21 protein-coding genes and 3 tRNA genes are annotated in these 22,640 nt (G+C 68.5%); 6 read left to right on the top strand and 18 right to left on the bottom strand.

The features are described 5' to 3' along the window. Positions 1–12 precede the first annotated feature (12 nt). From paaK to ACO2TI_RS01550, 3 genes are read right to left on the bottom strand one after another with little or no spacing between them, the layout of a single operon-like run. Complete coding sequence (paaK, locus tag ACO2TI_RS01540; protein WP_423281662.1) at positions 13–1,320, bottom strand: phenylacetate--CoA ligase PaaK; 1,308 nt, start codon at positions 1,318–1,320, stop codon at positions 13–15. A 34-nt stretch (positions 1,321–1,354) separates the two neighbouring features. Further along, a complete protein-coding gene (paaI, locus tag ACO2TI_RS01545; protein WP_423281663.1) occupies positions 1,355–1,789 on the bottom strand; it encodes a hydroxyphenylacetyl-CoA thioesterase PaaI in 435 nt (144 codons plus the stop codon). A 5-nt stretch (positions 1,790–1,794) separates the two neighbouring features. Next, positions 1,795–2,598 carry an enoyl-CoA hydratase-related protein gene (locus tag ACO2TI_RS01550; RefSeq protein ID WP_423281664.1) on the bottom strand — a complete coding sequence of 268 codons (804 nt, stop codon included), beginning with the start codon at positions 2,596–2,598 and terminating at the stop codon, positions 1,795–1,797. A gap of 131 nt (positions 2,599–2,729) precedes the next feature. Between ACO2TI_RS01550 and ACO2TI_RS01555 the strand changes: the two genes are divergently transcribed. Both ACO2TI_RS01555 and ACO2TI_RS01560 read left to right on the top strand, forming a co-directional pair. Next, complete coding sequence (locus ACO2TI_RS01555; RefSeq protein ID WP_423281665.1) at positions 2,730–3,332, top strand: phenylacetic acid degradation protein PaaY; 603 nt, start codon at positions 2,730–2,732, stop codon at positions 3,330–3,332. A gap of 45 nt (positions 3,333–3,377) precedes the next feature. Next, positions 3,378–4,283, top strand: coding sequence for a polysaccharide lyase (locus ACO2TI_RS01560; protein ID WP_423281666.1), 906 nt, complete (start codon positions 3,378–3,380; stop codon positions 4,281–4,283). Between the two features lie 21 nt (positions 4,284–4,304). On the opposite strand, the gene ACO2TI_RS01565 is transcribed toward ACO2TI_RS01560, so the two are convergent. From ACO2TI_RS01565 to ACO2TI_RS01580, 4 genes are all read right to left on the bottom strand, one after another. After that, positions 4,305–4,381: transfer RNA gene (locus tag ACO2TI_RS01565), tRNA-Pro, on the bottom strand. 37 nt (positions 4,382–4,418) lie between these two features. Then, on the bottom strand, positions 4,419–4,664 hold the full coding sequence (locus tag ACO2TI_RS01570; protein WP_423281667.1) for a GlsB/YeaQ/YmgE family stress response membrane protein: 246 nt from the start codon (positions 4,662–4,664) through the stop codon (positions 4,419–4,421). A 79-nt stretch (positions 4,665–4,743) separates the two neighbouring features. Continuing rightward, positions 4,744–8,595: an ATP-dependent RNA helicase HrpA gene (gene hrpA / locus ACO2TI_RS01575; protein WP_423281668.1), complete on the bottom strand. Its 3,852-nt coding sequence runs from the start codon at positions 8,593–8,595 to the stop codon at positions 4,744–4,746. A 33-nt stretch (positions 8,596–8,628) separates the two neighbouring features. Then, positions 8,629–9,018 carry a VOC family protein gene (locus tag ACO2TI_RS01580; RefSeq protein ID WP_423281669.1) on the bottom strand — a complete coding sequence of 130 codons (390 nt, stop codon included), beginning with the start codon at positions 9,016–9,018 and terminating at the stop codon, positions 8,629–8,631. Positions 9,019–9,130: 112 nt separating this feature from the next. On the opposite strand from ACO2TI_RS01580, the gene argA reads away from it, so the two are divergent. The 4 genes from argA (at position 9,131) to ACO2TI_RS01600 (ending at position 12,392) form a co-directional block, all read left to right on the top strand. Further along, positions 9,131–10,471, top strand: a complete 1,341-nt coding sequence (gene argA, locus ACO2TI_RS01585; RefSeq protein ID WP_423281670.1) for an amino-acid N-acetyltransferase — start codon at positions 9,131–9,133, stop codon at positions 10,469–10,471. 16 nt (positions 10,472–10,487) lie between these two features. Further along, the gene (locus ACO2TI_RS01590) at positions 10,488–10,760 is read left to right on the top strand and encodes an oxidative damage protection protein (protein WP_423281671.1); all 273 of its coding nucleotides are present in this window, start codon (positions 10,488–10,490) and stop codon (positions 10,758–10,760) included. A gap of 106 nt (positions 10,761–10,866) precedes the next feature. After that, entirely contained in the window at positions 10,867–11,919 is a 1,053-nt protein-coding gene (locus ACO2TI_RS01595) for a Fe(3+) ABC transporter substrate-binding protein (protein ID WP_423281672.1), read from the top strand. Between the two features lie 131 nt (positions 11,920–12,050). Further along, on the top strand, positions 12,051–12,392 hold the full coding sequence (locus ACO2TI_RS01600; protein WP_423281673.1) for an H-NS family nucleoid-associated regulatory protein: 342 nt from the start codon (positions 12,051–12,053) through the stop codon (positions 12,390–12,392). Between the two features lie 99 nt (positions 12,393–12,491). Here ACO2TI_RS01600 and ACO2TI_RS01605 read toward each other — a convergent pair. The 11 genes from ACO2TI_RS01605 to trpB form a co-directional block, all read right to left on the bottom strand. Further along, positions 12,492–12,567, bottom strand: a tRNA-Glu gene (locus ACO2TI_RS01605). A 37-nt stretch (positions 12,568–12,604) separates the two neighbouring features. Continuing rightward, positions 12,605–12,680, bottom strand: a tRNA-Ala gene (locus ACO2TI_RS01610). A 52-nt stretch (positions 12,681–12,732) separates the two neighbouring features. Beyond that, positions 12,733–14,124 (bottom strand): glutamate--tRNA ligase, encoded by a 1,392-nt coding sequence (gene gltX, locus ACO2TI_RS01615; protein ID WP_423281674.1) that lies wholly within the window; start codon positions 14,122–14,124, stop codon positions 12,733–12,735. Further along, on the bottom strand, positions 14,121–15,362 hold the full coding sequence (locus tag ACO2TI_RS01620) for an O-succinylhomoserine sulfhydrylase (RefSeq protein WP_423281675.1): 1,242 nt from the start codon (positions 15,360–15,362) through the stop codon (positions 14,121–14,123). Before ACO2TI_RS01620 ends, gltX begins: the two co-directional genes overlap by 4 nt. 4 nt (positions 15,363–15,366) lie before the next feature. Then, positions 15,367–16,896 (bottom strand): amidophosphoribosyltransferase, encoded by a 1,530-nt coding sequence (purF, locus tag ACO2TI_RS01625; RefSeq protein WP_423281676.1) that lies wholly within the window; start codon positions 16,894–16,896, stop codon positions 15,367–15,369. A 4-nt stretch (positions 16,897–16,900) separates the two neighbouring features. Further along, positions 16,901–17,437 carry a CvpA family protein gene (locus tag ACO2TI_RS01630; protein WP_423281677.1) on the bottom strand — a complete coding sequence of 179 codons (537 nt, stop codon included), beginning with the start codon at positions 17,435–17,437 and terminating at the stop codon, positions 16,901–16,903. Positions 17,438–17,444: 7 nt separating this feature from the next. Then, a complete protein-coding gene (locus tag ACO2TI_RS01635; protein ID WP_423281678.1) occupies positions 17,445–18,185 on the bottom strand; it encodes an SPOR domain-containing protein in 741 nt (246 codons plus the stop codon). A 66-nt stretch (positions 18,186–18,251) separates the two neighbouring features. Beyond that, complete coding sequence (gene folC / locus ACO2TI_RS01640) at positions 18,252–19,586, bottom strand: bifunctional tetrahydrofolate synthase/dihydrofolate synthase (protein ID WP_423281679.1); 1,335 nt, start codon at positions 19,584–19,586, stop codon at positions 18,252–18,254. Between the two features lie 79 nt (positions 19,587–19,665). Then, entirely contained in the window at positions 19,666–20,538 is an 873-nt protein-coding gene (accD, locus tag ACO2TI_RS01645; protein WP_423281680.1) for an acetyl-CoA carboxylase, carboxyltransferase subunit beta, read from the bottom strand. After that, on the bottom strand, positions 20,535–21,362 hold the full coding sequence (gene trpA, locus ACO2TI_RS01650; protein ID WP_423281681.1) for a tryptophan synthase subunit alpha: 828 nt from the start codon (positions 21,360–21,362) through the stop codon (positions 20,535–20,537). The genes accD and trpA overlap by 4 nt, the downstream gene beginning before the upstream one ends. Then, positions 21,359–22,624: a tryptophan synthase subunit beta gene (trpB, locus tag ACO2TI_RS01655; RefSeq protein ID WP_423281682.1), complete on the bottom strand. Its 1,266-nt coding sequence runs from the start codon at positions 22,622–22,624 to the stop codon at positions 21,359–21,361. Before trpB ends, trpA begins: the two co-directional genes overlap by 4 nt. Between the last annotated feature and the right edge of the window lie 16 nt (positions 22,625–22,640).

The raw sequence follows: 22,640 nt of genomic DNA on the forward strand, positions 1-22,640 counted from the left end.
CCTTGAACCGTCTCAACCCTTGGGTCTTTGGTCGATCACGCGCCTGGCCTTGCCGACCAGCGTGCGCTCGATCGATTCCGGCGCCAGCACCTGCACCGTGGTGCTGACGCCGACCATCGTCTTGATGCGCTGCTGCACCCAGCCGGCCGCGTCGGCCGCGGTGGCCGTGGCGTTGGGCAGCAGCTCGCAGCGCACTTCCAGCGTGTCGAGCCGGCCGTCGCGCGCGACCACGAGCTGATACTGGCCCGAGAGCTGGCCGTGCGCGAGCACGATCTCCTCGATCTGCGTCGGGAAGACGTTGACGCCGCGGATGATCAGCATGTCGTCGCTGCGGCCGACGATCTTGCCCATGCGCCGGAAGCTGCGCGCGGTGGGCGGCAGCAATCGCGTGAGGTCGCGCGTGCGGTAGCGGATCACGGGCAGCGCTTCCTTGGTCAGCGTGGTGAAGACGAGCTCGCCTTCCTCGCCATCGGGCAGCACCTCGCCGGTCTCGGGGTCGATGATCTCGGGATAGAAGTGGTCTTCCCAGATCACCGGGCCGTCCTTGGTCTCGATGCACTCGTTGGCGACGCCGGGGCCCATCACTTCCGACAGGCCGTAGATGTCGACCGCATCGATGCCGGCGCTGGCCTCGATCTCGCGGCGCATGGCTTCCGTCCAGGGCTCGGCGCCGAAGATGCCGACCTTGACGCTCATCTCGCGCGGGTCGAGCCCCTGGTGGCGGAACTCCTCGACGATCACCTGCATGTAGCTCGGCGTGACCATGATGATGTCGGGCCGGAAGTCCTGGATCAGCTGGACCTGCTTCTCGGTCTGGCCGCCGGACATCGGGATCACGGTGCAGCCGGCGCGCTCGGCGCCGTAGTGCGCGCCCAGGCCGCCGGTGAAGAGGCCGTAGCCGTAGGCGACGTGGACGATGTCGCCGGGGCGGCCGCCCGCGGCGCGGATCGAGCGCGCGACGAGATCGGCCCAGCGGTCGATGTCGCCTTTCGTGTAGCCCACGACCGTCGGCTTGCCGGTCGTGCCCGACGAGGCGTGCACGCGCGACACCTGCTGGCGCGGCACCGCGAACATGCCGAACGGGTAGTTGTCGCGCAGGTCCTTCTTGGTCGTGAACGGGAACCTGGCAAGGTCGGCGAGCGACTTCAGCTCGCTCGGGTGCACGCCCTTCTCGTCAAAGGCGCGCTTGTAATGCGCGACGTTGTCGTAGGCGTGCTGCAGCGACCACTTCAGGCGCTGCAGCTGCAGCGCGGCGATCTCGTCGCGGCTGGCGCGCTCGATCGGCTCGAGGTCGCCTGGGGCGGGTTGCCGGACCGGCATGGGGATGTCTCCTGTGGGTCTCGTCTGCGCAAGCTCAGGGCGCGACGGCCGGCTTGCCCTTGATGGTGTACGAGCGCCCGCGGAACACCGCGATGCGCTCGCCGCGCTGGTTGCTCACCTCGACGTCGTAGACGCCGGTGCGGCCAGCCTTGGACACCTCGGCGCAGCGCGCGGTCAGCACGTCGCCCAGGCGCGCGGGCGCCATCAGGTCGATGGAAAAGCCCGAGGCCACGGTCAGCTCGTTGTACGAGTTGCAGCCGAACGCGAAGGCCGAATCGGCCAGCGACGCGATCAGCCCGCCGTGGCAGGTCTCGTGGCCGTTGAGCATGTCTTCGCGCACCGTCATCTCCAGCGTCGCCGCGCCGGGCGTGACCGAGACGATGCGCATGCCGAGCGCCTGCGTGGCGCGGTCGTTCGCGTGCATGCGCTCGCGAACGAGGTCGGCGATCTGTTGCGGCGTGGGCTCCATGCGGCTCAGCGGTCCTTGTATTGCGGCGCGCGCTTTTGCAGGAACGCGCTCGCGCCCTCGAGGTAGTCGTGCGCACGGCCGAGTTCGCCCTGAACGCGCGCCTCGAGGGCCAGGCCGTCGTCGAAGCCGAGCTCGACCGCGGCGTCCATCGCGCGGCGCGTCTCGGCCAGGGCCTTGGTCGGCATGCCGGCCAGGCGCTGCGCGAGCGCGCCCACCGTGTCGGCGAAGGCGGCGTCGTCCACGACTTGCCAGATCAGGCCGATACGCGCGGCTTCCTCGGCGGGCAGCTTGTCGCCGGTCATCGCCAGGCCGATCGCGCGCGCGCGGCCCACCAGGCGCGGCAGCAGCCAGGTGCCGCCGCAGTCGGGGATCAGTCCGATCTTCGAGAAGGCCTGGATGAAGCTGGCCGACTTGGCCGCGACCACGAGGTCGCAGTTGAAGGCCATGTTGGCGCCGGCGCCGGCCGCCACGCCGTTGACCGCCGCGATCACCGGCACCGGCATCGAGCGCAGCCGCTTGGCCAGCGGGATGTAGTGGTCGTCGAGCAGGCGGCCGATGTCCTTGGGGGTGGCGCCGGGCGTGAGGTCGGGCGCGATGGCGGGATCCGACAAGTCCTGCCCCGCGCAAAAGCCGCGGCCGGCGCCGGTGATCACGACGCAGCGCACGGCGGCATCGGCCGCAGCTTCGTCGAGCGCTGCGCGCAGCGCCCGGTGCATGTCGGTGGTGAAGCTGTTGAGCGCGGCCGGGCGGTTGAGCGTCAGCGTGCGCACAGCGCCCTGCTGGGCCGAGAGAACGAGTGCTTCGGACATGGCGTCGATCAGGGGTTGGGAGCTTGGGCCGATTGATTAACCGACCGGTCGGTTGAATAATACGGAGCACTTTGATCTGGCGCAAGCCGAAGAGCCCCGGGATAACCCGCAGCGCCTCACAGGAGACACCCATGCCCTGCTATGCCATCGACGGCGTCACCCCCGTGGTCGACCCCAGCGCCTACGTCCACCCGAGCGCCGTGCTGATCGGCGACGTGATCGTCGGCCCCGGCTGCTATGTCGGCCCCTGCGCGAGCCTGCGCGGCGACTTCGGACGCATCGTCCTGAAGGCCGGCTCGAACGTGCAGGACAGCTGCGTCGTCCACGGCTTTCCCAGCGCCGACACCGTGGTTGAGGAGAACGGCCACATCGGCCACGGCGCGGTGCTGCACAGCTGCGTCGTCAAGCGCGACGCGCTGGTGGGCATGAACGCCGTGGTGATGGACGAGGCCGTGGTCGGCGAGCGCGCGATCGTCGCGGCCTGCGCCTTCGTGCCCGCCGGCATGCAGATCCCGCCAGCCGTGCTGGTGGCGGGCCTGCCGGCCAAGGTGAAGCGCCCGCTGCGCGACGACGAGATCGCCTGGAAGCTCGAAGGCACCCTCACCTACCAGGATCTCGCACGCCGCTCGCTCGCGACGATGGTCGAGGTGCAGCCGCTGCCAGGTCCCGAGGCCGACCGGCAGCGCGTGCCCGCGCCGGATGTCAAGCCACTGATCGCGGCGAAGCGCGGCTGAGGCGGACGGACCACAATGGCCGCGTAGTGATCGGGGATGCGTGCCATGACGTACGAACGAAGCCTGCTGCTGGCATGGACGCTGCTCGCGTCGGCCTCCCCAGCGGCCCTGGCCGGCGAATGGCAGGTGGCGCAGATGGATGCCATCGCCAAGGCCATTCAGTCCTCCAAGCCGAAGGCCGTGTCGCCGGCCGACGTGCTGTTCGGCTTCGATCCCGCGCTAGGTCTCAAGGGCCAGAAGGTCACCGTGGGCTACGAGGCCGCCGGCGTCAACACGGCGAGCAACACAGCCGCGGACGCGATCGACTACCTCGGTGAGCCGCGCATCTCGCTGGTGCCCGACCCGACGGACAAGAACCGCAAGGTGCTGCGGCTCAAGCAATTGCCCGACGACCCGCAGATCGCCGGCCAACCGCGCACCGAGCTCAACTTCTATCGCGGCCGCCCGGCCACCTCGCCGCCGCGCGACAGCTGGTTCTGGCGCGTCTGGCAGGTCTACCTGCCGAACTGGACGCCGACCGACGCCACCTACATCGTCGCGCAGATCCACAGCACCGCCGGGCGCAATCCGCCGATGGCGCTGGCTATCCGCTCCGGGCGCTACACGATCGACGTGCGCAGCGCGACCAAGGTGCCGATGACGCAGGCCGATCAGGTTCATCGCGTCGTGCGCAAGGACTTGGGGCCGGCGGTGACGGGCCGCTGGACGACGATCGTGCAGCACGTTCGCCTCGACCCTGAGGGCGGCGGCCTGCAGACCTGGATCGACGGCGAGCAGGTGCTCGACTACCGCGGCCCGTTCGGCTATGCCGACGGCGAGCACTACTTCAAGCAGGGCATGTACCCGCTCGATTCCAAGGTCGGGCAGGAAATGCTGCTGCGCGGACCCTGGTTCGTGCGCGACTCGGGCTATGAGGAGCCGCAGCTGCGGGCGTGGATGGCGGGCCGTTGACCCGGGCCGCCGATGGGAATTTGGTCGGGGTGACACGATTCGAACGTGCGACCCACTGCTCCCAAAGCAGTTGCGCTACCAGGCTGCGCTACACCCCGAGACCGGCCGCGATTCTACCGGTCGCATGTCGTTTCATCAGGCGCGCTTGACCTTGCCGTAGATCCACAGCACAAGGACGGCCCCCAGCACCGAGGCGATGAAGCCCACTGGCGCGCCCGCCGCATAGAGGCCCAGCGCCTGGCCGATGAAGCCGGCCACCAGCGAGCCGACGATGCCGAGCACCGTCGTGAGGATGATGCCCAGGCTTTGGCTGCCCGGCAGGATCGCTCGTGCGATGAGTCCGACGACGAAGCCGATGACGGCCATCCAGAGATAGTGCATGAAGCGCTCCTGACCAGGGTTGAGGTCGGCGCACTCTAAGCGCGCCGCGGCGCCGGCGTCTATCGCGCGCTTGCCCGGTTCAGGCTGCGATCTGCGCCCAGGCCTTTTCCAGCCGCTTGACCGACACCGGTTGCGGCGTGCGCAGCTCCTGCGCGAACAGGCTCACGCGCAGCTCTTCGAGCAGCCAGCGGAACTCGTCGAGCCGCGCGTCGGCAGCGCCCTTGCGCTCGGCCAGGCGGCGCAGGAAGCGTTGCTCCAGCGGGCGCAGCTCGGCCAGGCGCTGCGCGTCGCGCGCCGGATCGGCACGCAGCTTGTCGAGCCGCGCGGTGACGGCCTTCAAGTAGCGCGGCAGGTGCTGCAACTGGCCATAGGGCGTGGCGGCGAGAAAGCGCTTGGGCACCAGGCGCTGGAGCTGGGCGGTCACGTCGTCAGCCACGTCCTTGGGCGCGCGGCTGTCCTTGAGCTTGCGCGCCGCGTTGGCGTGCTCCTGAAGGATCGCGGCCGCCTGACGCGCAACCTCCTGCGCGATCAGGTTCAGCCGCGTGCGGCCTTCGTCGACCGTGCGCCGGAACGCCGCTGCATCGGCCGGCAGATCGCCTTGCAGGAAGGCGCGATCGAGCGCGACCTCGATGATCTGCTCGCGCAGCTCCTCCTGCGAACCACCGAGCGCCATGAACTGCACCGCCATGCGCTGAAGGTCCGGGATGTTCTTCTCCAGGTACTTGAGCGGCTCCTTGATCTGCAGCGCAATCAGGCGCCGCAGGCCGGCGCGATGCTTCGCGGCGGCGACCTCCGGCTCGTCGAAGACCTCGATCTCGACATGCGTGCCGTGGTCGATCAGCGCCGGGAAGCCGACCAGCGATTGCGCACCGCGGCGCACCTCCATCAGCTCGGGAAGTTCGCCGAAGCTCCAGTCGGTGAAGCGTTGGGGAGCCTGCGCCAGCCCCTCACCCGGGCCCTCTCCCCGAGGGAGAGGGAGTTGCCGGCTCCCTCTCCCGCTCGCGGGAGAGGGTTGGGGTGAGGGTTGCGGCGCAGCACTGCCGACCTTCAGCGCCGCCAGCGCCTGGAATGCCGATCGCGCCTGCCCGCCCAGCTCGGCCTTCAGCGCCGCGAGATGGCGGCCCATGCCGAGCTGGCGCCCGTGCTCGTCGACGACGCGAAAGTTCATGAACAGGTGCGCCGGCAGCGTCTCGAGCTTGAAGTCGTTGCGCTGCACCGCGAGCTGGGTGCGCTCGCGCACGGCCTTGAGCAGCGCATCCATCAACGCGCCATCGCCAAAGGCGGTGAGCTCGGCGAACTCGGCCGCGAACTCGGGCAGCGGCACCAGGCGCGAGCGCGGGCGCTGCGGCAGGCTCTTGACCAGCGCCAGCACCTTGGCCTCGAGCATGCCGGGCACCAGCCATTCGCAGCGCTCTTCGCTGACCTGGTTGAGCGCATAGATCGGCACGGTGACGGTGACGCCGTCCTTGGCATCGCCCGGCTCGTGCAGGTAGCTCGCCGCGCAGTCGACGCCGCCTAGGCGCAAGGTCTTGGGATAGGCCGCCGTCGTGATGCCGGCGGCCTCGTGGCGCATCAGCTCTTCCTTGCTGAGCATCAGCAGGCGCGGCTGGCGCTTGGACTCCTCGCGCCACCAGCGCTCCATCGTCGCGCCCGAGTGCACGTCGGCCGGCAGTTGCTGGTCGTAGAAGGCGTAGATCAGCTCGTCGTCGACCAGCACGTCCTGACGGCGCGACTTGTGTTCCAGCTCCTGCACCTGGCGCACCAGCTTCTGGTTGTGCGCAAGGAACGGCAGCTTGGTCTCCCACTCGCCGGCGACCAGGGCCTCGCGGATGAAGATCTCGCGCGCCGCCTTGGGATCGATGCGCCCGAAGCTCACCCGGCGGTTGTTGTAGAGCACGATGCCGTAGAGCGTGGCGCGCTCGAGCGCCACGACGTCGGCCGCCTTCTTCTCCCAGTGCGGCTCGAGCATCTGCTTCTTCAGCAGCGGCCCGGCGACAAGTTCGATCCAACCCGGCTCCACGCCCGCGAGTCCGCGCCCGAACAGCCGCGTGGTCTCGACCAGCTCGGCCGCGATCAGCCAGCGGCCCGGCTTCTTGCTCAGGTGCGCGCCCGGATGGCGCCAGAACTTGATGCCGCGCGCGCCGAGGTACCAGTCCTCGTCGTCGCTCTTGCAGCCGACGTTGCCTAGCAGGCCGGCGAGCATGGCGAGGTGAACCTGCTCGTAGGTGGCCGGTGACGCATTGAGCTTCCAGCCATGCTCGGCCACCACTGTGTGCAGCTGCTGGTGGATGTCGCGCCACTCGCGCACGCGGCGCGGGCTGATGAAGTGCTCGCGCAAGCGCGCCTCGTGTTTGCGCGCCGACAAGCGATGCTCGCCGTGGCCGCCGCGCGATTCCTCGAGCCACTTCCACAGCTTGAGGTAGCCCATGAACTCCGAGCGCTCGTCGTCGAAGGGCTTGTGCTTGGCGTCGGCCTGCTGCTGCTGGTCGGCCGGGCGATCGCGCACGTCCTGGCCGCTGAGCGCCGAGGCGATCACCAGCACTTCGGTCAATGCGTGGCGGTCGCGCGCGGCGAGGATCATGCGGCCCACACGCGGGTCGAGCGGCAGCTTGGCCAGCTCGCGGCCGACCGGCGTGAGCTCGTTGTCGTCGTCGGTCGCGCCCAGTTCATTGAGCAGCGCGTAGCCGTCGGCAATGGCCTTGCGCGGCGGCGGCTCGAGGAAGGGAAAGTCCTCCACGCGCCCGAGCCCCACCGACTTCATGCGCAGGATCACCCCGGCCAGCGACGAGCGCAGGATTTCCGGGTCGGTGAAGCGCGGCCTGCCTGCGAAGTCCTTCTCGTCGTAGAGGCGGATACAGATGCCATTGCTCACGCGCCCGCAACGGCCCGCGCGCTGGTTGGCCGCCGCCTGGCTGATCGCCTCGACCTGCAGCTGCTCGACCTTGTTGCGATAGCTGTAGCGCTTGACGCGCGCGAGACCGGGATCGATGACGTAGCGGATGCCCGGCACCGTGAGCGAGGTCTCGGCGACGTTGGTCGCCAGCACGATGCGCGGCGCGCCATGCGGCTCGAAGATGCGGTGCTGCTCGGCCTCCGACAGGCGCGCGAACAGCGGCAGGATCTCGACGCCCGGCGGGTGGTGCTTGCGCAGGTGCTCGGCGGCGTCGCGGATCTCGCGCTCGCCGGGCAGGAAGACGAGCACGTCGCCGGGACCCCCGCCACGGTCTCGCCAGAGCTCGTCGACGGCATCTGTGATCGCGTCGTTGACGTCGTACTCACGACTGTCCTCGAACGGCCGCCAGCGCTGCTCCACCGGATAAAGCCGACCCGACACCTGGATCACCGGCGCCGGGCCCTTGATCGAAGCGAAGTGGTTGGCGAATCGCTCGGCGTCGATCGTTGCCGAGGTCACGATCACCTTGAGGTCGGGCCGCCGCGGCAGGATCTGCTTGAGATAGCCGAGCAGGAAATCGATGTTGAGGCTGCGCTCGTGGGCCTCGTCGATGATCAGCGTGTCGTAGGCGCGCAGCAGCGGATCGCGCTGGGTTTCGGCCAGCAGGATGCCGTCGGTCATCAGCTTGATCGAGGCGCCTTGCTGCAGGCGGTCCTGGAAGCGCACCTTGTAGCCGACCACCTCGCCCATCGGCGACTGCAGTTCCTCCGCGATGCGCTTGGCGACGCTCGATGCGGCCAGGCGGCGCGGCTGCGTGTGGCCGATCAGCTTGCCGGTGTGTGCGGTGCCGCGGCCCAGCGCCAGCGCGATCTTCGGCAGCTGCGTGGTCTTGCCCGAGCCGGTCTCGCCGCTGACGATGACCACGGGGTGCTCGGCGATCGCGCGCGCGATCTCGTCGCGCCGCGCACTGACCGGCAGCGACTCGGGAAAGGTGATGGGGGGCAGGCGCGGCGAACGCGCGTCGGGGGTCTCGGTCACGGGGCGCGGATTATCCGCGTCCCGCGACGAGCCTCACTTGAGCTCCTGGCTGTAGGTGATGAGGTTGAGCACCGCGCCTTGCGGGTCGGCGATCACCGAGAAGCGGCCGACGCCGGGAATGTCGGTCGGCGGCACGTAGACCTTGCCGCCGAGTGCGGGCACGCGCGCGACGACGGCATCGACATCGTCCACCGTGACGTAGCAGCCCCAGGCCGGCGGCATCGGGCCGGCTTCGGGCGGCGTCTTCATCACGCCGCCGACCGCGGTGTCGCCGACCTTGAGCACGTGGTAGGTGCCGGCCTCCATGTCCATCTTGTCGCTGCCCCAGCCGAGCAGCTGCTTGTAGAAGGCGAGCGCCGCATCCGGGTCGCTGGTCATCAGCTCGCTCCAGCTGAACGCCCCATGGGTCTTGAACACTTCCATCGCGGTCTCCGCTCGGTTGGTGGGAAGGGCGCATCGTGCGCGGTGACACCGCGCGCGTCAACGACACGGCGATGACGCCTGCGGCACAATCCGGAACCCCCTTCGAGCCGCCATGAGCCTGGTCTTTCCGCACACCTTCGTCCCGTGGTTTCGCGCGGTCGCGCCGTACATCCACGCCTATCACGGAAAGACCTTCGTGATCGGCATGGCCGGCGAGCTGATCGCCGCCGGCAAGCTCAACGCCTTCGTGCAAGACCTCGCGATCCTGCACGCGATGGGCATCAAGCTCGTGCTGGTGCACGGCTTTCGCCCGCAGGTCAACGAGCAGCTCGCCGCCAAGGGCCATCCCTCGCGCTTCAGCCACGGCCAGCGCATCACCGACCCGATGGCGCTCGACGCCGCGCAGGAGGCCGCCGGCCAGCTGCGCTTCGAGATCGAGGCGGCGTTCTCGCAGGGCCTGCCGAACACGCCGATGGCCAACGCGACGGTGCGCGTGGTCTCCGGCAACTTCCTGACCGCGCGGCCGGTGGGCATCGTCGATGGCGTCGATTTCATGCACTCGGGCGTGGTGCGCGGCGTCGACGCGGCCACGATCCGCAAGGCGATCGACATCGGCGCGCTGGTGCTGCTGTCACCGTTCGGCTTCTCGCCGACCGGCGAGGCCTTCAACCTGACGATGGAAGACGTCGCCACCTCCGCCGCCATCGCGCTGCAGGCCGACAAGCTGATGTTCCTGACCGAGATTCCGGGCATCCGCGAGAAGCTCGACGACCCGGAAAGCGCGATCGACACGGAGCTCGCGCTGGCCGACGCCAAGCGCCTGCTCGCACGGCTGCCCAATGCCGAGCAGCCCACCGATCTGGCCTTCTACCTGCGCCACTGCGTCAAGGCCTGCGAAGAAGGCGTCGAGCGCTCGCACATCCTGCCCTTCGCGGTCGATGGCGCGATCCTGCAGGAGGTCTTCACGCACGACGGCATCGGCACGATGGTCGTCGACGAGAAGCTCGAGAGCCTGCGCGAGGCGACGCACGAGGACATCGGCGGCATCCTGCAGCTGATCGAGCCGTTCGAGCGCGACGGCACGCTGGTCAAGCGCGACCGCACTGAGATCGAGCGCGACATCGACCACTACACGGTGATCGAGCACGACGGCGTGATCTTCGGCTGCGCGGCGCTCTACCCCTACCCTGAGGGCCGCACCGGCGAGATGGCCGCGCTGACCGTCAGCGGCCAGGTCCAGGGCCAGGGCGACGGCGAGCGCATCCTCAAGCGCATCGAGCAGCGCGCACGCGCGATGGGGCTCGACAGCATCTTCGTGCTCACCACGCGCACGATGCACTGGTTCATCAAGCGCGGCTTCCAGCAGGTCGACCCCGACTGGCTGCCCGAGGCGCGCAAGCGCAAGTACAACTGGGACCGGCGCTCGCAAGTGCTGGTCAAGCACCTCAAGTAATTCCGGAGATTCCGCCATGGCCCGCACCGTTCAATGCGTCCTGCTGAAGAAGGAGGCCGAAGGCCTCGACTTCGCGCCCTACCCCGGCGAGCTCGGCAAGCGCATCTACGACAACGTCAGCAAGGAAGCCTGGGCCCAGTGGCTCAAGCACCAGACCATGCTGGTCAACGAGAACCGCCTGAACCTCGCCGATGCGCGCGCGCGCCAGTACCTGGCGCGGCAGATGGAGCGCTACTTCTTCGGCGAAGGCGCAGACCAGCCGGCGGGCTACGTGCCGCCGAGCGCCTGATCGGCGCCCGCCTGCGCGCGATACGGACGAGAATCGTTCTCGTTTGCTTCTATACTGCGGCGCGTTGCCCATCAACCGCCGCACCGTCGCCGGTGCGTCCACCGCGATGACTCTTGCCCTGCGTTCCCTTCGTACCGCATTGACCGGCATGGCGCTGGCCGCCGCCGCGTTCGCCGCATCGGCCCAGTCGGCAGGCGAGCTGAATCTCTACTCGGCGCGCCACTACCAGACCGACGAAGCGCTGTACGAAAACTTCACCAAGGCCACCGGCATCAAGATCAATCGCGTCGATGCCGACGACGCAGGCATCCTCGCGCGACTGCGCAGCGAAGGCGCGGCCAGCCCGGCCGACGTGATCCTGCTGGTTGACGCCGCGCGCCTGTGGCGCGCCGAGCAAGAAGGCCTGTTCCAGCCGGTGAAGTCCAAGCTGCTCGAGGAGCGCATCCCGGCGCAGCTGCGCGACAAGGACGACGGCAGCGGCTCGGCCTGGTTCGGCTTCTCGACGCGCGCACGCGTGATCGTCTACAACAAGCAGACCGTCAAGCGCGACGACGCCGACACCTACGAAGAGCTGGCCGATCCGAAGAACAAGGGCAAGGTCTGCACGCGGTCGGGCTCGCATCCCTACAACCTCTCGCTGTTCGGCTCGCTCTACGAGCACCTGGGCGCCGAGAAGACCGAGGCGTGGATGAAGAGCACCGTCGCCAACATGGCGCGCGAACCCAAGGGCGGCGACACCGACCAGATCAAGGCGGTGGCCAGCGGCGAATGCGGCATCGCGCTGTCCAACAGCTACTACGTCGCGCGCCTGATGCGCTCGACCAAGCCGGAAGACCGCGAGGTGATGGAAAAGGTCGGTGTGATCTTCCCGAACCAGGCCACATGGGGTGCGCATGTCAACGTGGCCGGCGGCGCGGTGGCCAAGCACGCCAAGCATCGCGAGGCAGCCGTCAAGTTCCTCGAATACCTTGCGAGCGACGACGCCCAGCGGTATTTCGCCAACGGCAACAACGAGTATCCCGCCGTGCCGAGCGTGAAGGTCGCGAATCCGGCGCTCGATGCGCTGGGAGCATTCAAGTCGGAGCTGATTCCGATCTCGGTTGTCGGCGCCAATTCGGCTCGCGTGCAGCAGATGCTGGACCGCGCCGGATATAAGTGATCTCGGACCACCCCGTCGAGAACCCGGCCGCGGCCGGGTTTTCTTTTGCCTGAACCGCGCGAGTGACTGCCGGTCGGTCGATAGAATCAAATTCATTGGCCGCGCGCGCGGCGGATTCTGGAGACGATGGAATGACGACTTATCAGGAACTGCTTGCCAAGAAGGCCGCGCTCGAGAAACAGGCGGCCGAGCTGGAACGCCAACTGGCCGAAGCGCACCGTGCCGAGCGCGCCGGCGTGATCAACCAGATCAAGGGCTTGATGGCTGAGCACGGGATCACCATCGCCGACCTGAACACCGGCAAGGCGCCGCGCACGGCCAAGGCCACCCGCGCATCGGACGGCGGCAGCAAGGTCGCCCCGAAGTACCGCGACAACAGCACCGGTGAAACCTGGAGCGGCCGAGGGCTCAAACCCAAATGGCTGCAGGCCGCGATCGCGTCGGGCCGCAAGCTCGAGGATTTCAAGATCTGAACCTCGCTGTGCCCCGCGCCGTGCGGGGCGGAATTGCGACTCAGAAAGACAAACGGCGCCTTGCGGCGCCGTTTGCGTTTGGCCATCTACCGAAGTATTTGGCGTCCCCTAGGGGATTCGAACCCCTGTTACAACCGTGAAAGGGTCGTGTCCTAGGCCTCTAGACGAAGGGGACTGAAACCTTCATCACTTGAACCGCGCGCCACCTGGAGTGGTGGAGGTAAGCGGGATCGAACCGCTGACCTCTTGCATGCCATGCAAGCGCTCTCCCAGCTGAGCTATACCCCCGTTATTGAGGCAACGCTGTTCAAGCGAGACAAAGAGTATAGCCTGACTCGAATCAACCGCGCAAGCGCTCGAGCACTTTCTCGCGCGAGAACAGTGCCAGCACGGCATCGATCGACGGCGTCTGCGCGCGACCGCACACGAGCACGCGCACCGGCAGCGCGAGTTGCGGCATCTTGATGCCGGCTTCGGCGATGGTCGCCTTGATCGCGGCGTTGATCGACGGTGCATCCCAGGCCGCAAGCGCCTCGAGCTTGGCCGCCAGTGCGACGAGCGAGGGCTTGATCGCATCGGTCACGTGCTGCGCGAGGTCTTGCTCCGACGGGTTCACCTCGGCGTAGTACATCGTCAGCCACTGCGCGAGCTCGACCGTCGTGTTGCAGCGGTCCTTGAACAGTGCGCAGCGTCTGGCCAGCAGTTCGTCGGCTTCGGCCTTCACGTCCAGCCGGGCGAGCTGGGCGGCGACCAGCGCCGCGAGTCGCGCATCGTCGGCCTGCTTGATGTAGTGCGCATTGACCCAAGAAAGCTTGGCCGGATCCCACTGCGCGGGGCTCTTGGCAAGGTGCGAGCCGTCGAACCACTGCACCATCTGCTCGCGCGTGAACAGCTCGTCGTCTCCGTGGCTCCAGCCGAGTCGCGCGAGGTAATTCAGCATCGCCTCGGGCAGGTAGCCGGCGTCTTCATAGGCCGTGACGCTGACCGCGCCGCGGCGCTTGGAGAGCTTGAGGCCGTCGTCGCCGAGGATGATCGGGCAATGGCCGAAACGCGGCAGCGGCGCCCCCAGCGCGTTGAAGATGTTGATCTGCCAGGGCGTGTTGTTGATGTGCTCGTCGCCCCGGAAGACGTGAGTGATCTTCATGTCCCAGTCGTCGACCACCACCGCGAAGTTGTAGGTCGGCACGCCGTCGGGACGCAGGATGATGAGATCGTCGATCTCTTCGTTGGCGATGCTGATCGGCCCCTTGACGAGGTCGTCCCAGCTCACGATGCCGTCGAGCGGATTGCGAAAGCGAACCACCGGCGTCACGCCTTGCGGGATCGCAGGCAGCGTCTTGCCCGGCTCGGGGCGCCAACGGCCGTCGTAGCGCGTCTTCTCACCGCGGGCGCGCTGCGCCTCGCGCATCGCATCGAGTTCCTCGGGCGTGCAGTAGCAGCGGTAGGCGGTGCCGGCTTCGATCATCTGCTCGACCACGGCCTGGTAGCGCTCGAGGCGCTGCATCTGGTAGATCGGGCCTTCGTCGTAGTCGAGACCGAGCCAGTGCATCGACGCGAGGATCTGGTCGACCGAGTCCTGCGTCGAGCGCGCGACGTCGGTGTCCTCGATGCGCAGCACAAAGTGGCCGCCGTGATGGCGTGCGAATGCCCAGGAATACAGCGCCGTGCGCGCCGTGCCGAGATGCAGGAAGCCGGTCGGCGACGGCGCGATTCGGGTACGAACAGTGGTCATGCAGAGAGTGCGTCGAGGCCGCGCGAGAGATCGGCCTTCAGATCCTGGAGGTCTTCGAGCCCGACCGCAACGCGGATCAGGCCCTGCGTGATGCCGGCGGCCAGGCGCTGCGGCTCGGTGAGGCGGCCGTGCGAGGTGGACGCCGGATGTGTGATCGTGGTCTTGGTGTCGCCGAGGTTGGCCGTGATCGAGCACACGCGGGTGGCGTCGATGACGCCGAAAGCGTGGCGCCGCGCGACATCGGCGCCCTCGCCTTTCACGACGAAGCTGACCACCGCACCGCCCGAACCCTGCTGCTGCGCCATCGCCAGCGCGTGCTGCGGATGCGATGCGAGCCCCGGGTGGTAGACGCGCGCGACCGACGGATGCGACTCAAGCCAGCGCGCCAGACCCAGCGCCCGCTCGCTTTGCGCGGCCATGCGGATGCCCAGCGTCTCCAGGCCCTTGAGCACGACCCAGGCGTTGAAGGGCGACAGCGACATGCCCGCGCTGCGCATCATCGGCATGAAGGCCTTGTCGATCAGCTCCTGCGAGCAGCACAGCGCGCCGGCCAGCACGCGGCCCTGGCCGTCGAGGTACTTGGTGCCCGAATGGATGACCAGGTCGGCCCCCATCTCGACCGGTCGCTGCAGTGCCGGCGTGCAAAAGCAGTTGTCGACCGCCAGCAGCGCGCCGGCGCCGTGCGCCAGCTCGGCCAGCGCGCGGATGTCGCACACCTCGGTGAGCGGATTGCTCGGCGTCTCGGCGAACAGCAGCTTCGTGTTGGGCTTGATCGCCCCACGCCACTCGCCCACGTCGGTCTGCGAGACGAAGCTCGATTCGACGCCGAACTTGCCCAGCTCGCCTTGCAGCAGCTTGATCGTCGAGCCGAACACGCTGCGCGAGCAGACGACGTGGTCGCCGGCCTTGAGCAGGCCCATGCACAGCAGCAGGATGGCGCTCATGCCGCTGGACGTGGCGATGCAGGCCTCGGTGCCTTCGAGTGCAGCAAGCCGGCGCTCGAACATCATCACGGTCGGGTTGGTGAAGCGGGAGTAGACGAAGGCCTCCTCCTCGTTCGCGAAGCGCGCCGCCGCCGTGGCCGCGTCGGGATGGCAGAAGCTGCTGGTGAGGAACAGTGCCTCGGAGTTCTCGCCCCATTGCGACGCGGGCAGGCCTTCGCGCACGGCGCGCGTGTCGAGCCGCACGTCGCTCGGCAAGTCGACGCGGGGAATGCCGCGCGGCTTCGGGTCGGTCATGTGCTCAGCCCTCGTTGGCGCTTTGCAGTGCGAGGCGCATGCCGCCGCCGTCTTCTTCCTGCGGCTGGCTGGTGCGCTGCGTCTCGATCGCGGCGAAGTCGGCTTCGCTGACATCGCCGGTGATGTAGCTGCCGTCGAAGCACGAGGCCTCGAAGCCGGCCAGGTTGGGATTGAGCGATCCGACCGCGCGCTTCATCGCCGCGAGGTCCTGGTAGATCAGCGCATCGCAGCCGATGTAGGCGCGGATCTCCTCGATGCTCTTGCCGTGCGCGATCAGCTCGCTCTTGGTCGGCATGTCGATGCCATAGACATTGGGGAAGCGAACCGGCGGCGCGGCCGAGGCCAGGTAGACCTTCTTCGCGCCGGCCTCGCGCGCCATCTGCACGATCTCCTTCGAGGTCGTGCCGCGCACGATGGAGTCGTCGACCAGCAGCACGTTGCGGCCCTTGAACTCGCTGGCAATCGCGTTGAGCTTCTGGCGCACCGACTTCTTGCGCATCGCCTGGCCCGGCATGATGAAGGTGCGCCCGACGTAGCGGTTCTTCACGAAGCCTTCGCGATACGGCTTGCCGATCTTCTGGGCCAGCTGCATCGCCGAGGGGCGGCTGGATTCGGGAATCGGGATCACCACGTCGACCTCGCTCGGCGGCATCGTGGAGATCAGCCGCTGCGCCAGCGTCTCGCCCATGTTCAGGCGCGCCTGGTAGACCGAGATGCCGTCGATCACGGAATCCGGCCGCGCGAGGTAGACGAATTCGAAGATGCAAGGGTTGTGCGAGGGCGACTGAGCGCACTGCTTGGCGTGGACCTTGCCGTCCAGGTCGATGAACACCGCCTCGCCCGGCGCGACGTCGCGCACGAACTTGTGGCCGGTGCCCTCGAGCGCGACCGACTCGCTGGCCACCATGACTTCCTTGCCGTTGGGCGTGTCGATCTCGCCCAGGCACAGCGGACGGATGCCGAAGGGGTCTCGAAACGCCAGCAGGCCGTGGCCGGCGATCAGGCACACCACGGCATAGGAGCCCTTGATGCGCCGATGGACCGTGCCCACCGCCTTGAAGATCGCCTCCGGCGTCAGCGGCAGGTCGCGCGCGGCGAGTTCGAGCTCGTGCGCGACGACGTTGATCAGCACCTCGGTGTCGCTCTCGGTGTTGAGGTGGCGACGGTCGACCGCGAACAGTTCGCGGCGCAGCGCATGCGCATTGGTGAGGTTGCCGTTGTGCACCAGCACCAGGCCGAACGGCGCGTTCACGTAGAAGGGCTGGGCTTCTTCCTCGCTGTAGGCATTGCCGGCGGTCGGGTAGCGAACCTGGCCCAGGCCCACGGTGCCCGGCAGGCCGCGCATGTTGCGGGTGCGGAACACGTCGCGCACCATGCCGCGTGCCTTGTGCATGAAGAACTTGCGCCCGCGCTCATCCGGACCTGCGGTCACGATGCCGGCCGCGTCCTGGCCGCGGTGCTGCAGCAGCAAGAGCGCGTCGTAGATGAGCTGATTGACCGGCGACTTGGAGATCACGCCGACGATGCCGCACATGGAACTACCCCTTCACGTCCGCCTGATCGGCGGCAAATCCGAGACGCAGGTGTTGCGTCAGGTCCGCCGGCAACAGCGGCTTCAAGCCCGAGAGAACATACTGCAGGGAACTGGCCCCGTGCGACGCGCGCCAGGTCGGCGACGTTGCCCAAGGGGTCAAGCTGACGATGGTGACGATGACCAGCGCGATCAGGACGCCGCGCGCCAGGCCGAACACCGCACCGAGCGTGCGGTCGAGCGCATTGAGCACCGAGGCCTGCACGAGCCGGCTGATCAGCCAGGTCACCAGGCTCCAGGCCACCAGCGCGACCAGGAACACCAGCACGAAGGCGGCGCCGATGTTCAGAGCCGATCCCGGCTCGCCGACCCGCAGGTGCGCAGCCACCATCGGCCCGAGCGCCTGCGCGGCGACGTAGGCCACGACCCAGCCGATCAGCGAGAACACCTCGCGCGTGAGCCCGCGCCACAGGCCGACGATCACCGAGACGCCGACGATCAGCGCCAGCGCGATGTCGACCCAGCCGATGTGAATCGTGTCCATCGGATCTCTAGAGCGTGAGCACCGAGGCCGTCATGCCGGCGCTGCGGATCTGGCCGGCCGCCTTCTCGGCGTCGGCGCGGCCGTCGTAGGGGCCGACGCGCACGCGGATGCGCTTGCCCTCCTTGGTCTCGACGACCTGCGTGTAGGTCTTGAGGCCGAGCTTCTCGACCTTGAGCCGCGCTTCGCGTGCCGATTCAGTTTCCGCGAAGGCGCCCACCTGCACGACGAAGCGGCCTTCGGCACTGCTGGCAGCCTTGGCCGGCTCGGTCTTCGCCGACGGCGCGTCGCGTCCCTCCAGCAAGGCGGCGGCGCGCTGCGAGTCGGCTTTGGGCGGTTGAGGCTTGGGCTCCGTGGCCTTGGACTCCGCGGCCTTCGGTTCGGCCTTCGGCTCGGTCTTGGGCTCGCTCTTGCCTTCGTTCTTGGCGGCCACCGCCGCCGGCTTCACGGCAGGCTCGTCGCGCGTCTCGGGCGGCAGTTCGGCGCGCTGCGAGGCGGCCGGCTTGGCAGCGGGCGGCGGCGTGAGCGGTGCGGCACCGTCCTTCGCGGGGATCTCGATCGGGATGCCCACCGCGACCGGCCGCGGCGCGGTGTCAAAGATCATCGGCAACCCGATCACGCCGATTGCCACGAGCACCGCCGCGCCGATCAGGCGCTGCCGAGCGCGGGTGCGGGCGCGCTGCACCTCGTCACCGGCAGAGGGTTGCGAGGGCTCTGAGGCTTGGCGCTTGAAGAAGTCGAGGAGGCCCATGCGGGATCGGCGGCTCGAAGGGCGATCGTGTCGGCCTCGATGCGCGGTTGCGGATCGAAACCGTGATCAGGAAGACAGATGGCGCGCCGCGCGGCGGGGCAGTCCGCCTTCGAGCACGCCACCCACGGTGTGAAAGGATCCGAACACGACAATTCTATCAGCGGGGTCCGCCGCCTCGAGGGCCGCGACCAAGGCCGACCGAGGGTGATCGTGGGTGCGGATCACGATCTGCGGCGGCAGCGTCGCACCGCGCGCGCGAGCCGCGGCGATCGCGGCCTCGAGGTCGGTGCGCAACTGCTCGACCGTGGCCGCGCGCGTCGTCGCGAGCGCGCTCAGGTGCCAGGTGTCGACCAAGGGCAGCATGCGCTCGAGCATCGCCGGGATGTCCTTGTCGTGCATCGCGCCGAACACGGCCTGGGTTCGCGGATGAAAGCCCATCTGGTCGAGGTTCTGCGCCAGCGTGGCCACGGCGTGCGGGTTGTGCGCGACGTCGAGCACCAGGGCCGGCTCGCCCGGCACGATCTGGAAGCGCCCCGGCAGCTCCACGCTCGCCAGCCCGACGCGGATGGCCTGCGCCGGCACCGGCAGCCGGTCACGCAGCGCCTCCAGCGCCGCCAGCACGCCGGCCGCGTTGATCAGCTGGTTCGCGCCGCGCAGGGCCGGATAGGCCAGGCCGGCGTAACGGCGCCCTCGCCCGGCCCAGGCCCACTGCGTCTTGTCGCCGCTGACATTGAAGTCGCGGCCGTGCAGCCAGGCATCGGCGCCGATCTCGGTTGCGTAGTCGATCACCGAGCGCGGCGGCACCGGGTCGCCCACGATCAGCGGCCGGCCGGTGCGCGCGATGTGCGCCTTCTCGCGACCGATGCTCTCGCGGTCGGGGCCAAGGTAGGCGACATGGTCGATGTCGATGCTGGTCAGCACGGCGCAGTCGGCATCGAAGGCGTTGACCGCGTCGAGCCGTCCGCCGAGGCCGACCTCCAGCACCACGGCGTCGAGCCCGCAGTGCGCAAAATGGCGCGCGATCACCAGCAGGGTGAACTCGAAGAAGGTCAGCTCCTCGTCGCCGCGCGCCGCCTCGACGGCGGCGAAGTGAGGCAGCAGCGCGTCGCCGTCGACCACCGCACCGTCGACGCGGCATCGCTCCTCGAAGCGCACCAGGTGCGGCGAGGTGTGCACGCCCACGCGGTAGCCGGCGGCGCGCAGGACGGACTCCAGCATCGCGCAGGTCGAGCCCTTGCCGTTGGTGCCGCCGACGATGATCAGCGGCACGTCGAACGCCAGGCCCAGCCGCTGCTTCACGCGCACCACGCGCTCGAGCGTGAGGTCGATCGTCTTGCGGTGCAGTCGCTCGCAGTGGGCCAGCCAATCGGCCAAGGTGCGCTCGGGCGTTGCGGTGCTCATCGCGGGCTCAGATGGGGATCGATTCTCGAAAACAAACAGGGCGGCTCGCGCCGCCCTGCAGGTGCAGCGGCCGGACTCGTCAGGCCACCGCGTCGGCGCTTTGGCGCTGCAGCTTGGTCAGCAGCTGGGCGATCGTCATTCGCAGCTCGCGGCGGTCGACGATCATGTCGAGCGCACCCTTGTTGAGCAGGAACTCGCTGCGCTGGAAGCCCTCGGGCAGCTTCTCGCGCACGGTGTTCTCGATCACGCGCGGGCCGGCAAAGCCGATCAGCGCCTTGGGCTCGGCAATCACCACATCGCCCATGAAGGCGAAGCCGGCCGACACGCCGCCCATCGTCGGATCGGTCAGCACGCTGATGTAGGGCAGCTTGGCCTTGGCCAGGCGCGTCAGGGAGGCATTCGTCTTGGCCATCTGCATCAGCGACAGCAGGCCCTCTTGCATGCGCGCGCCGCCGGTGGCGGTGAAGCACACGAACGGGACCTTCTGCTCGATCGCGGTCTCCACGCCTCGCACGAAGCGCTCACCCACCACCGAGCCCATCGAACCGCCCATGAAGTCGAACTCGAAGCATGCGGCGACCAGCGGCACCGTGTGCACCGCGCCGCCCATGACGATGAGCGCGTCGGTTTCGCCGGTGGCCTCCATCGCCTGCTTGAGGCGCTCGGGGTACTTCTTGCTGTCCTTGAACTTCAAGGGATCGACCGGCACCACTTCCTCGCCGATCTCGTAGCGGCCCTCGCCGTCGAGGAAGGCGTTGAGCCGCTCGCGCGCGCCCATGCGGTGGTGGTGGCTGCACTTCGGGCAGACGTTGAGGTTCTGCTCGAGGTCGGTCTTGTAGAGCACCGTCTCACACGAGGGGCACTTGATCCACAGGCCCTCGGGTACCGAGCGGCGCTCGGCCGGATCGGTAGGCTGAATCTTGGGCGGCAGCAGTTTTTCGAGCCAGCTCATGCTTGGGTCCCTTCCACAGTGAGTTCGTCCAGCGCGGCGCGGATCGAAGCAATGAATTGTCGCCCAGCCGCGACCCGCTGATGCGGCAGGGCTTCTTCGAGGATCTGCACGAGGCGCGAACCGATCACCACCGCGTCGGACGCCGCCGCCACCGCCTTGGCCGTCGCGGCGTCGCGGATGCCGAAGCCCACGCCCACCGGCACTTTCACGTGCGCCTTGATGCGCGGCACCGCCTGCGCGACCGCGGCCGTGTCGAGGTGGCCGGCGCCGGTCACGCCCTTGAGCGAGACGTAGTAGACATAGCCCGTCGCGATGCGCCCGACGTCCTTCATGCGCTGCTCGGTCGAGGTGGGCGCTAGAAGGAAGATCGGATCGAGCCCCACCGCCTTGAGGCGCGCGGCGAAGTCCTCGCACTCCTCGGGCGGATAGTCGACCACCAGCACGCCGTCGACGCCCGCCGCCTTGGCGTCGGCCACGAAATGGCCCTCGCCCAGGCGCTGGTCGTAGCGCTCGATCGGGTTGGCGTAGCCCATCAGCACCAGCGGCGTGTCGGCGTTGCGCGCGCGAAAGCCCTTCACCATCTCGAGCACCTGCGCCAGGCCGATGCCCTTGGCAAGCGCGCGCTCGGAGGCCTTCTGGATCACCGGGCCGTCGGCCATCGGGTCCGAGAACGGCACGCCGAGCTCGATCACGTCGGCGCCGGCCTCGGCCAGCGCGAGCATCAGCTCGACGGTCTGCGCCGGGTCCGGGTCGCCGGCGGTGATGTAGGGGATCAGCGCCTTGCGGCCGGCCAGCTTCTGGAAGGTGGAAGCGATGCGGCTCATGACACCACCTTCACGATGCTGTCGCCACCCTTGACGGACTGGCCCTTGCACGACGGGCGACAGTAGAACTCGGCGCCCGAGAGATCGGCCACGGTGCCGATGTCCTTGTCGCCGCGACCGCTCAGGTTCACGAGCAGGTGCTGGTCGGGGCGCATCGTCGCGGCGAGCTTCATTGCGTAGGCGACCGCGTGGCTGGATTCGAGCGCGGGGATGATGCCCTCGGTGCGGCACAGGCGATGGAAAGCCGCGAGCGCCTCGTCGTCGGTGATGCCGACGTACTCGGCGCGGCCGATGTCCTTGAGGTAGGCGTGCTCAGGCCCCACGCCCGGGTAGTCGAGGCCGGCCGAGATCGAGTGCGTTTCGATGATCTGGCCGTTGTCGTCCTGCAGCAGGTAAGTGCGGTTGCCGTGCAGCACGCCCGGCGAGCCGGCCGTGAGCGAGGCCGCGTGCTTGCCGGTCTCAAGGCCCTGCCCCGCGGCCTCGACGCCGATCAGGCGCACGTTCTCGTGCGGGATGTAGGGGTAGAAGATGCCCATCGCATTGCTGCCGCCACCCACGCAGGCGATCACCGCGTCCGGCTGGCGGCCGATGCTCTCGGGCATTTGCACCAGGCACTCGTCGCCGATCACGCGCTGGAAGTCGCGCACCATCGCCGGGTACGGCGCCGGGCCGGCGACCGTGCCGATGATGTAGAAGGTGTTCTCGACGTTGGTGACCCAGTCGCGCAGCGCCTCGTTGAGCGCGTCTTTCAGCGTCTTGCTGCCCGACTCCACCGGCACGACCTTCGCGCCGAGCAAGTGCATGCGATAAACGTTGGGGCTTTGGCGCTTGACGTCCTCGGCGCCCATGTAGACCACGCATTCGAGGCCGTAGCGCGCGCAGATCGTCGCGGTGGCCACGCCGTGCTGGCCGGCGCCGGTCTCGGCGATCACGCGCGGCTTGCCCATGCGCCTGGCGAGCAGCGCCTGACCGATGGTGTTGTTGACCTTGTGGGCGCCGGTGTGGTTCAGGTCTTCGCGCTTGAGGTGGATCTGCGCGCCGCCGATCTCGCGGCTGAGCCGCCCGGCGTGGTAGACCGGGCTGGGTCGGCCGACGAAGTGCGCCAGCTCGTGGCGGAACTCGCGCTGGAACTCGGCATCGGCCGCGTAGTGCGCGTAGGCGGCCTTCAGTTCATCGAGCGCGTGCACCAGGGTCTCGGCGACGAAGCTGCCGCCATAGGGACCGAAGTGCCCGCGCGCGTCGGGTTGGGCGTAGGCAAACATGTGGAACTTTCGAAAA

Origin of the sequence: Caldimonas sp. KR1-144, from assembly GCF_049446155.1 — a bacterium.
In the GTDB taxonomy this organism is placed as follows: Bacteria; Pseudomonadota; Gammaproteobacteria; order Burkholderiales; family Burkholderiaceae_C; genus Rivibacter.

Bases quoted from the DNA above. Each gene is read 5' to 3' on its own strand.
- ACO2TI_RS01620 (WP_423281675.1), bottom strand. From the start codon at position 15,362: ATGACCGACCCGAAGCCGCGCGGCATTCCCCGCGTCGACTTGCCGAGC.
- ACO2TI_RS01600 (WP_423281673.1), top strand. From the start codon at position 12,051: ATGACGACTTATCAGGAACTGCTTGCCAAGAAGGCCGCGCTCGAGAAA.
- accD (WP_423281680.1), bottom strand. From the start codon at position 20,538: ATGAGCTGGCTCGAAAAACTGCTGCCGCCCAAGATTCAGCCTACCGAT.
- argA (WP_423281670.1), top strand. From the start codon at position 9,131: ATGAGCCTGGTCTTTCCGCACACCTTCGTCCCGTGGTTTCGCGCGGTC.
- ACO2TI_RS01580 (WP_423281669.1), bottom strand. From the start codon at position 9,018: ATGGAAGTGTTCAAGACCCATGGGGCGTTCAGCTGGAGCGAGCTGATG.
- ACO2TI_RS01595 (WP_423281672.1), top strand. From the start codon at position 10,867: ATGACTCTTGCCCTGCGTTCCCTTCGTACCGCATTGACCGGCATGGCG.
- ACO2TI_RS01555 (WP_423281665.1), top strand. From the start codon at position 2,730: ATGCCCTGCTATGCCATCGACGGCGTCACCCCCGTGGTCGACCCCAGC.
- ACO2TI_RS01570 (WP_423281667.1), bottom strand. From the start codon at position 4,664: ATGCACTATCTCTGGATGGCCGTCATCGGCTTCGTCGTCGGACTCATC.
- ACO2TI_RS01550 (WP_423281664.1), bottom strand. From the start codon at position 2,598: ATGTCCGAAGCACTCGTTCTCTCGGCCCAGCAGGGCGCTGTGCGCACG.
- trpA (WP_423281681.1), bottom strand. From the start codon at position 21,362: ATGAGCCGCATCGCTTCCACCTTCCAGAAGCTGGCCGGCCGCAAGGCG.
- folC (WP_423281679.1), bottom strand. From the start codon at position 19,586: ATGAGCACCGCAACGCCCGAGCGCACCTTGGCCGATTGGCTGGCCCAC.
- paaI (WP_423281663.1), bottom strand. From the start codon at position 1,789: ATGGAGCCCACGCCGCAACAGATCGCCGACCTCGTTCGCGAGCGCATG.
- paaK (WP_423281662.1), bottom strand. From the start codon at position 1,320: ATGCCGGTCCGGCAACCCGCCCCAGGCGACCTCGAGCCGATCGAGCGC.
- ACO2TI_RS01590 (WP_423281671.1), top strand. From the start codon at position 10,488: ATGGCCCGCACCGTTCAATGCGTCCTGCTGAAGAAGGAGGCCGAAGGC.
- trpB (WP_423281682.1), bottom strand. From the start codon at position 22,624: ATGTTTGCCTACGCCCAACCCGACGCGCGCGGGCACTTCGGTCCCTAT.
- ACO2TI_RS01635 (WP_423281678.1), bottom strand. From the start codon at position 18,185: ATGGGCCTCCTCGACTTCTTCAAGCGCCAAGCCTCAGAGCCCTCGCAA.
- gltX (WP_423281674.1), bottom strand. From the start codon at position 14,124: ATGACCACTGTTCGTACCCGAATCGCGCCGTCGCCGACCGGCTTCCTG.
- ACO2TI_RS01560 (WP_423281666.1), top strand. From the start codon at position 3,378: ATGACGTACGAACGAAGCCTGCTGCTGGCATGGACGCTGCTCGCGTCG.
- ACO2TI_RS01630 (WP_423281677.1), bottom strand. From the start codon at position 17,437: ATGGACACGATTCACATCGGCTGGGTCGACATCGCGCTGGCGCTGATC.
- purF (WP_423281676.1), bottom strand. From the start codon at position 16,896: ATGTGCGGCATCGTCGGCGTGATCTCCAAGTCGCCGGTCAATCAGCTC.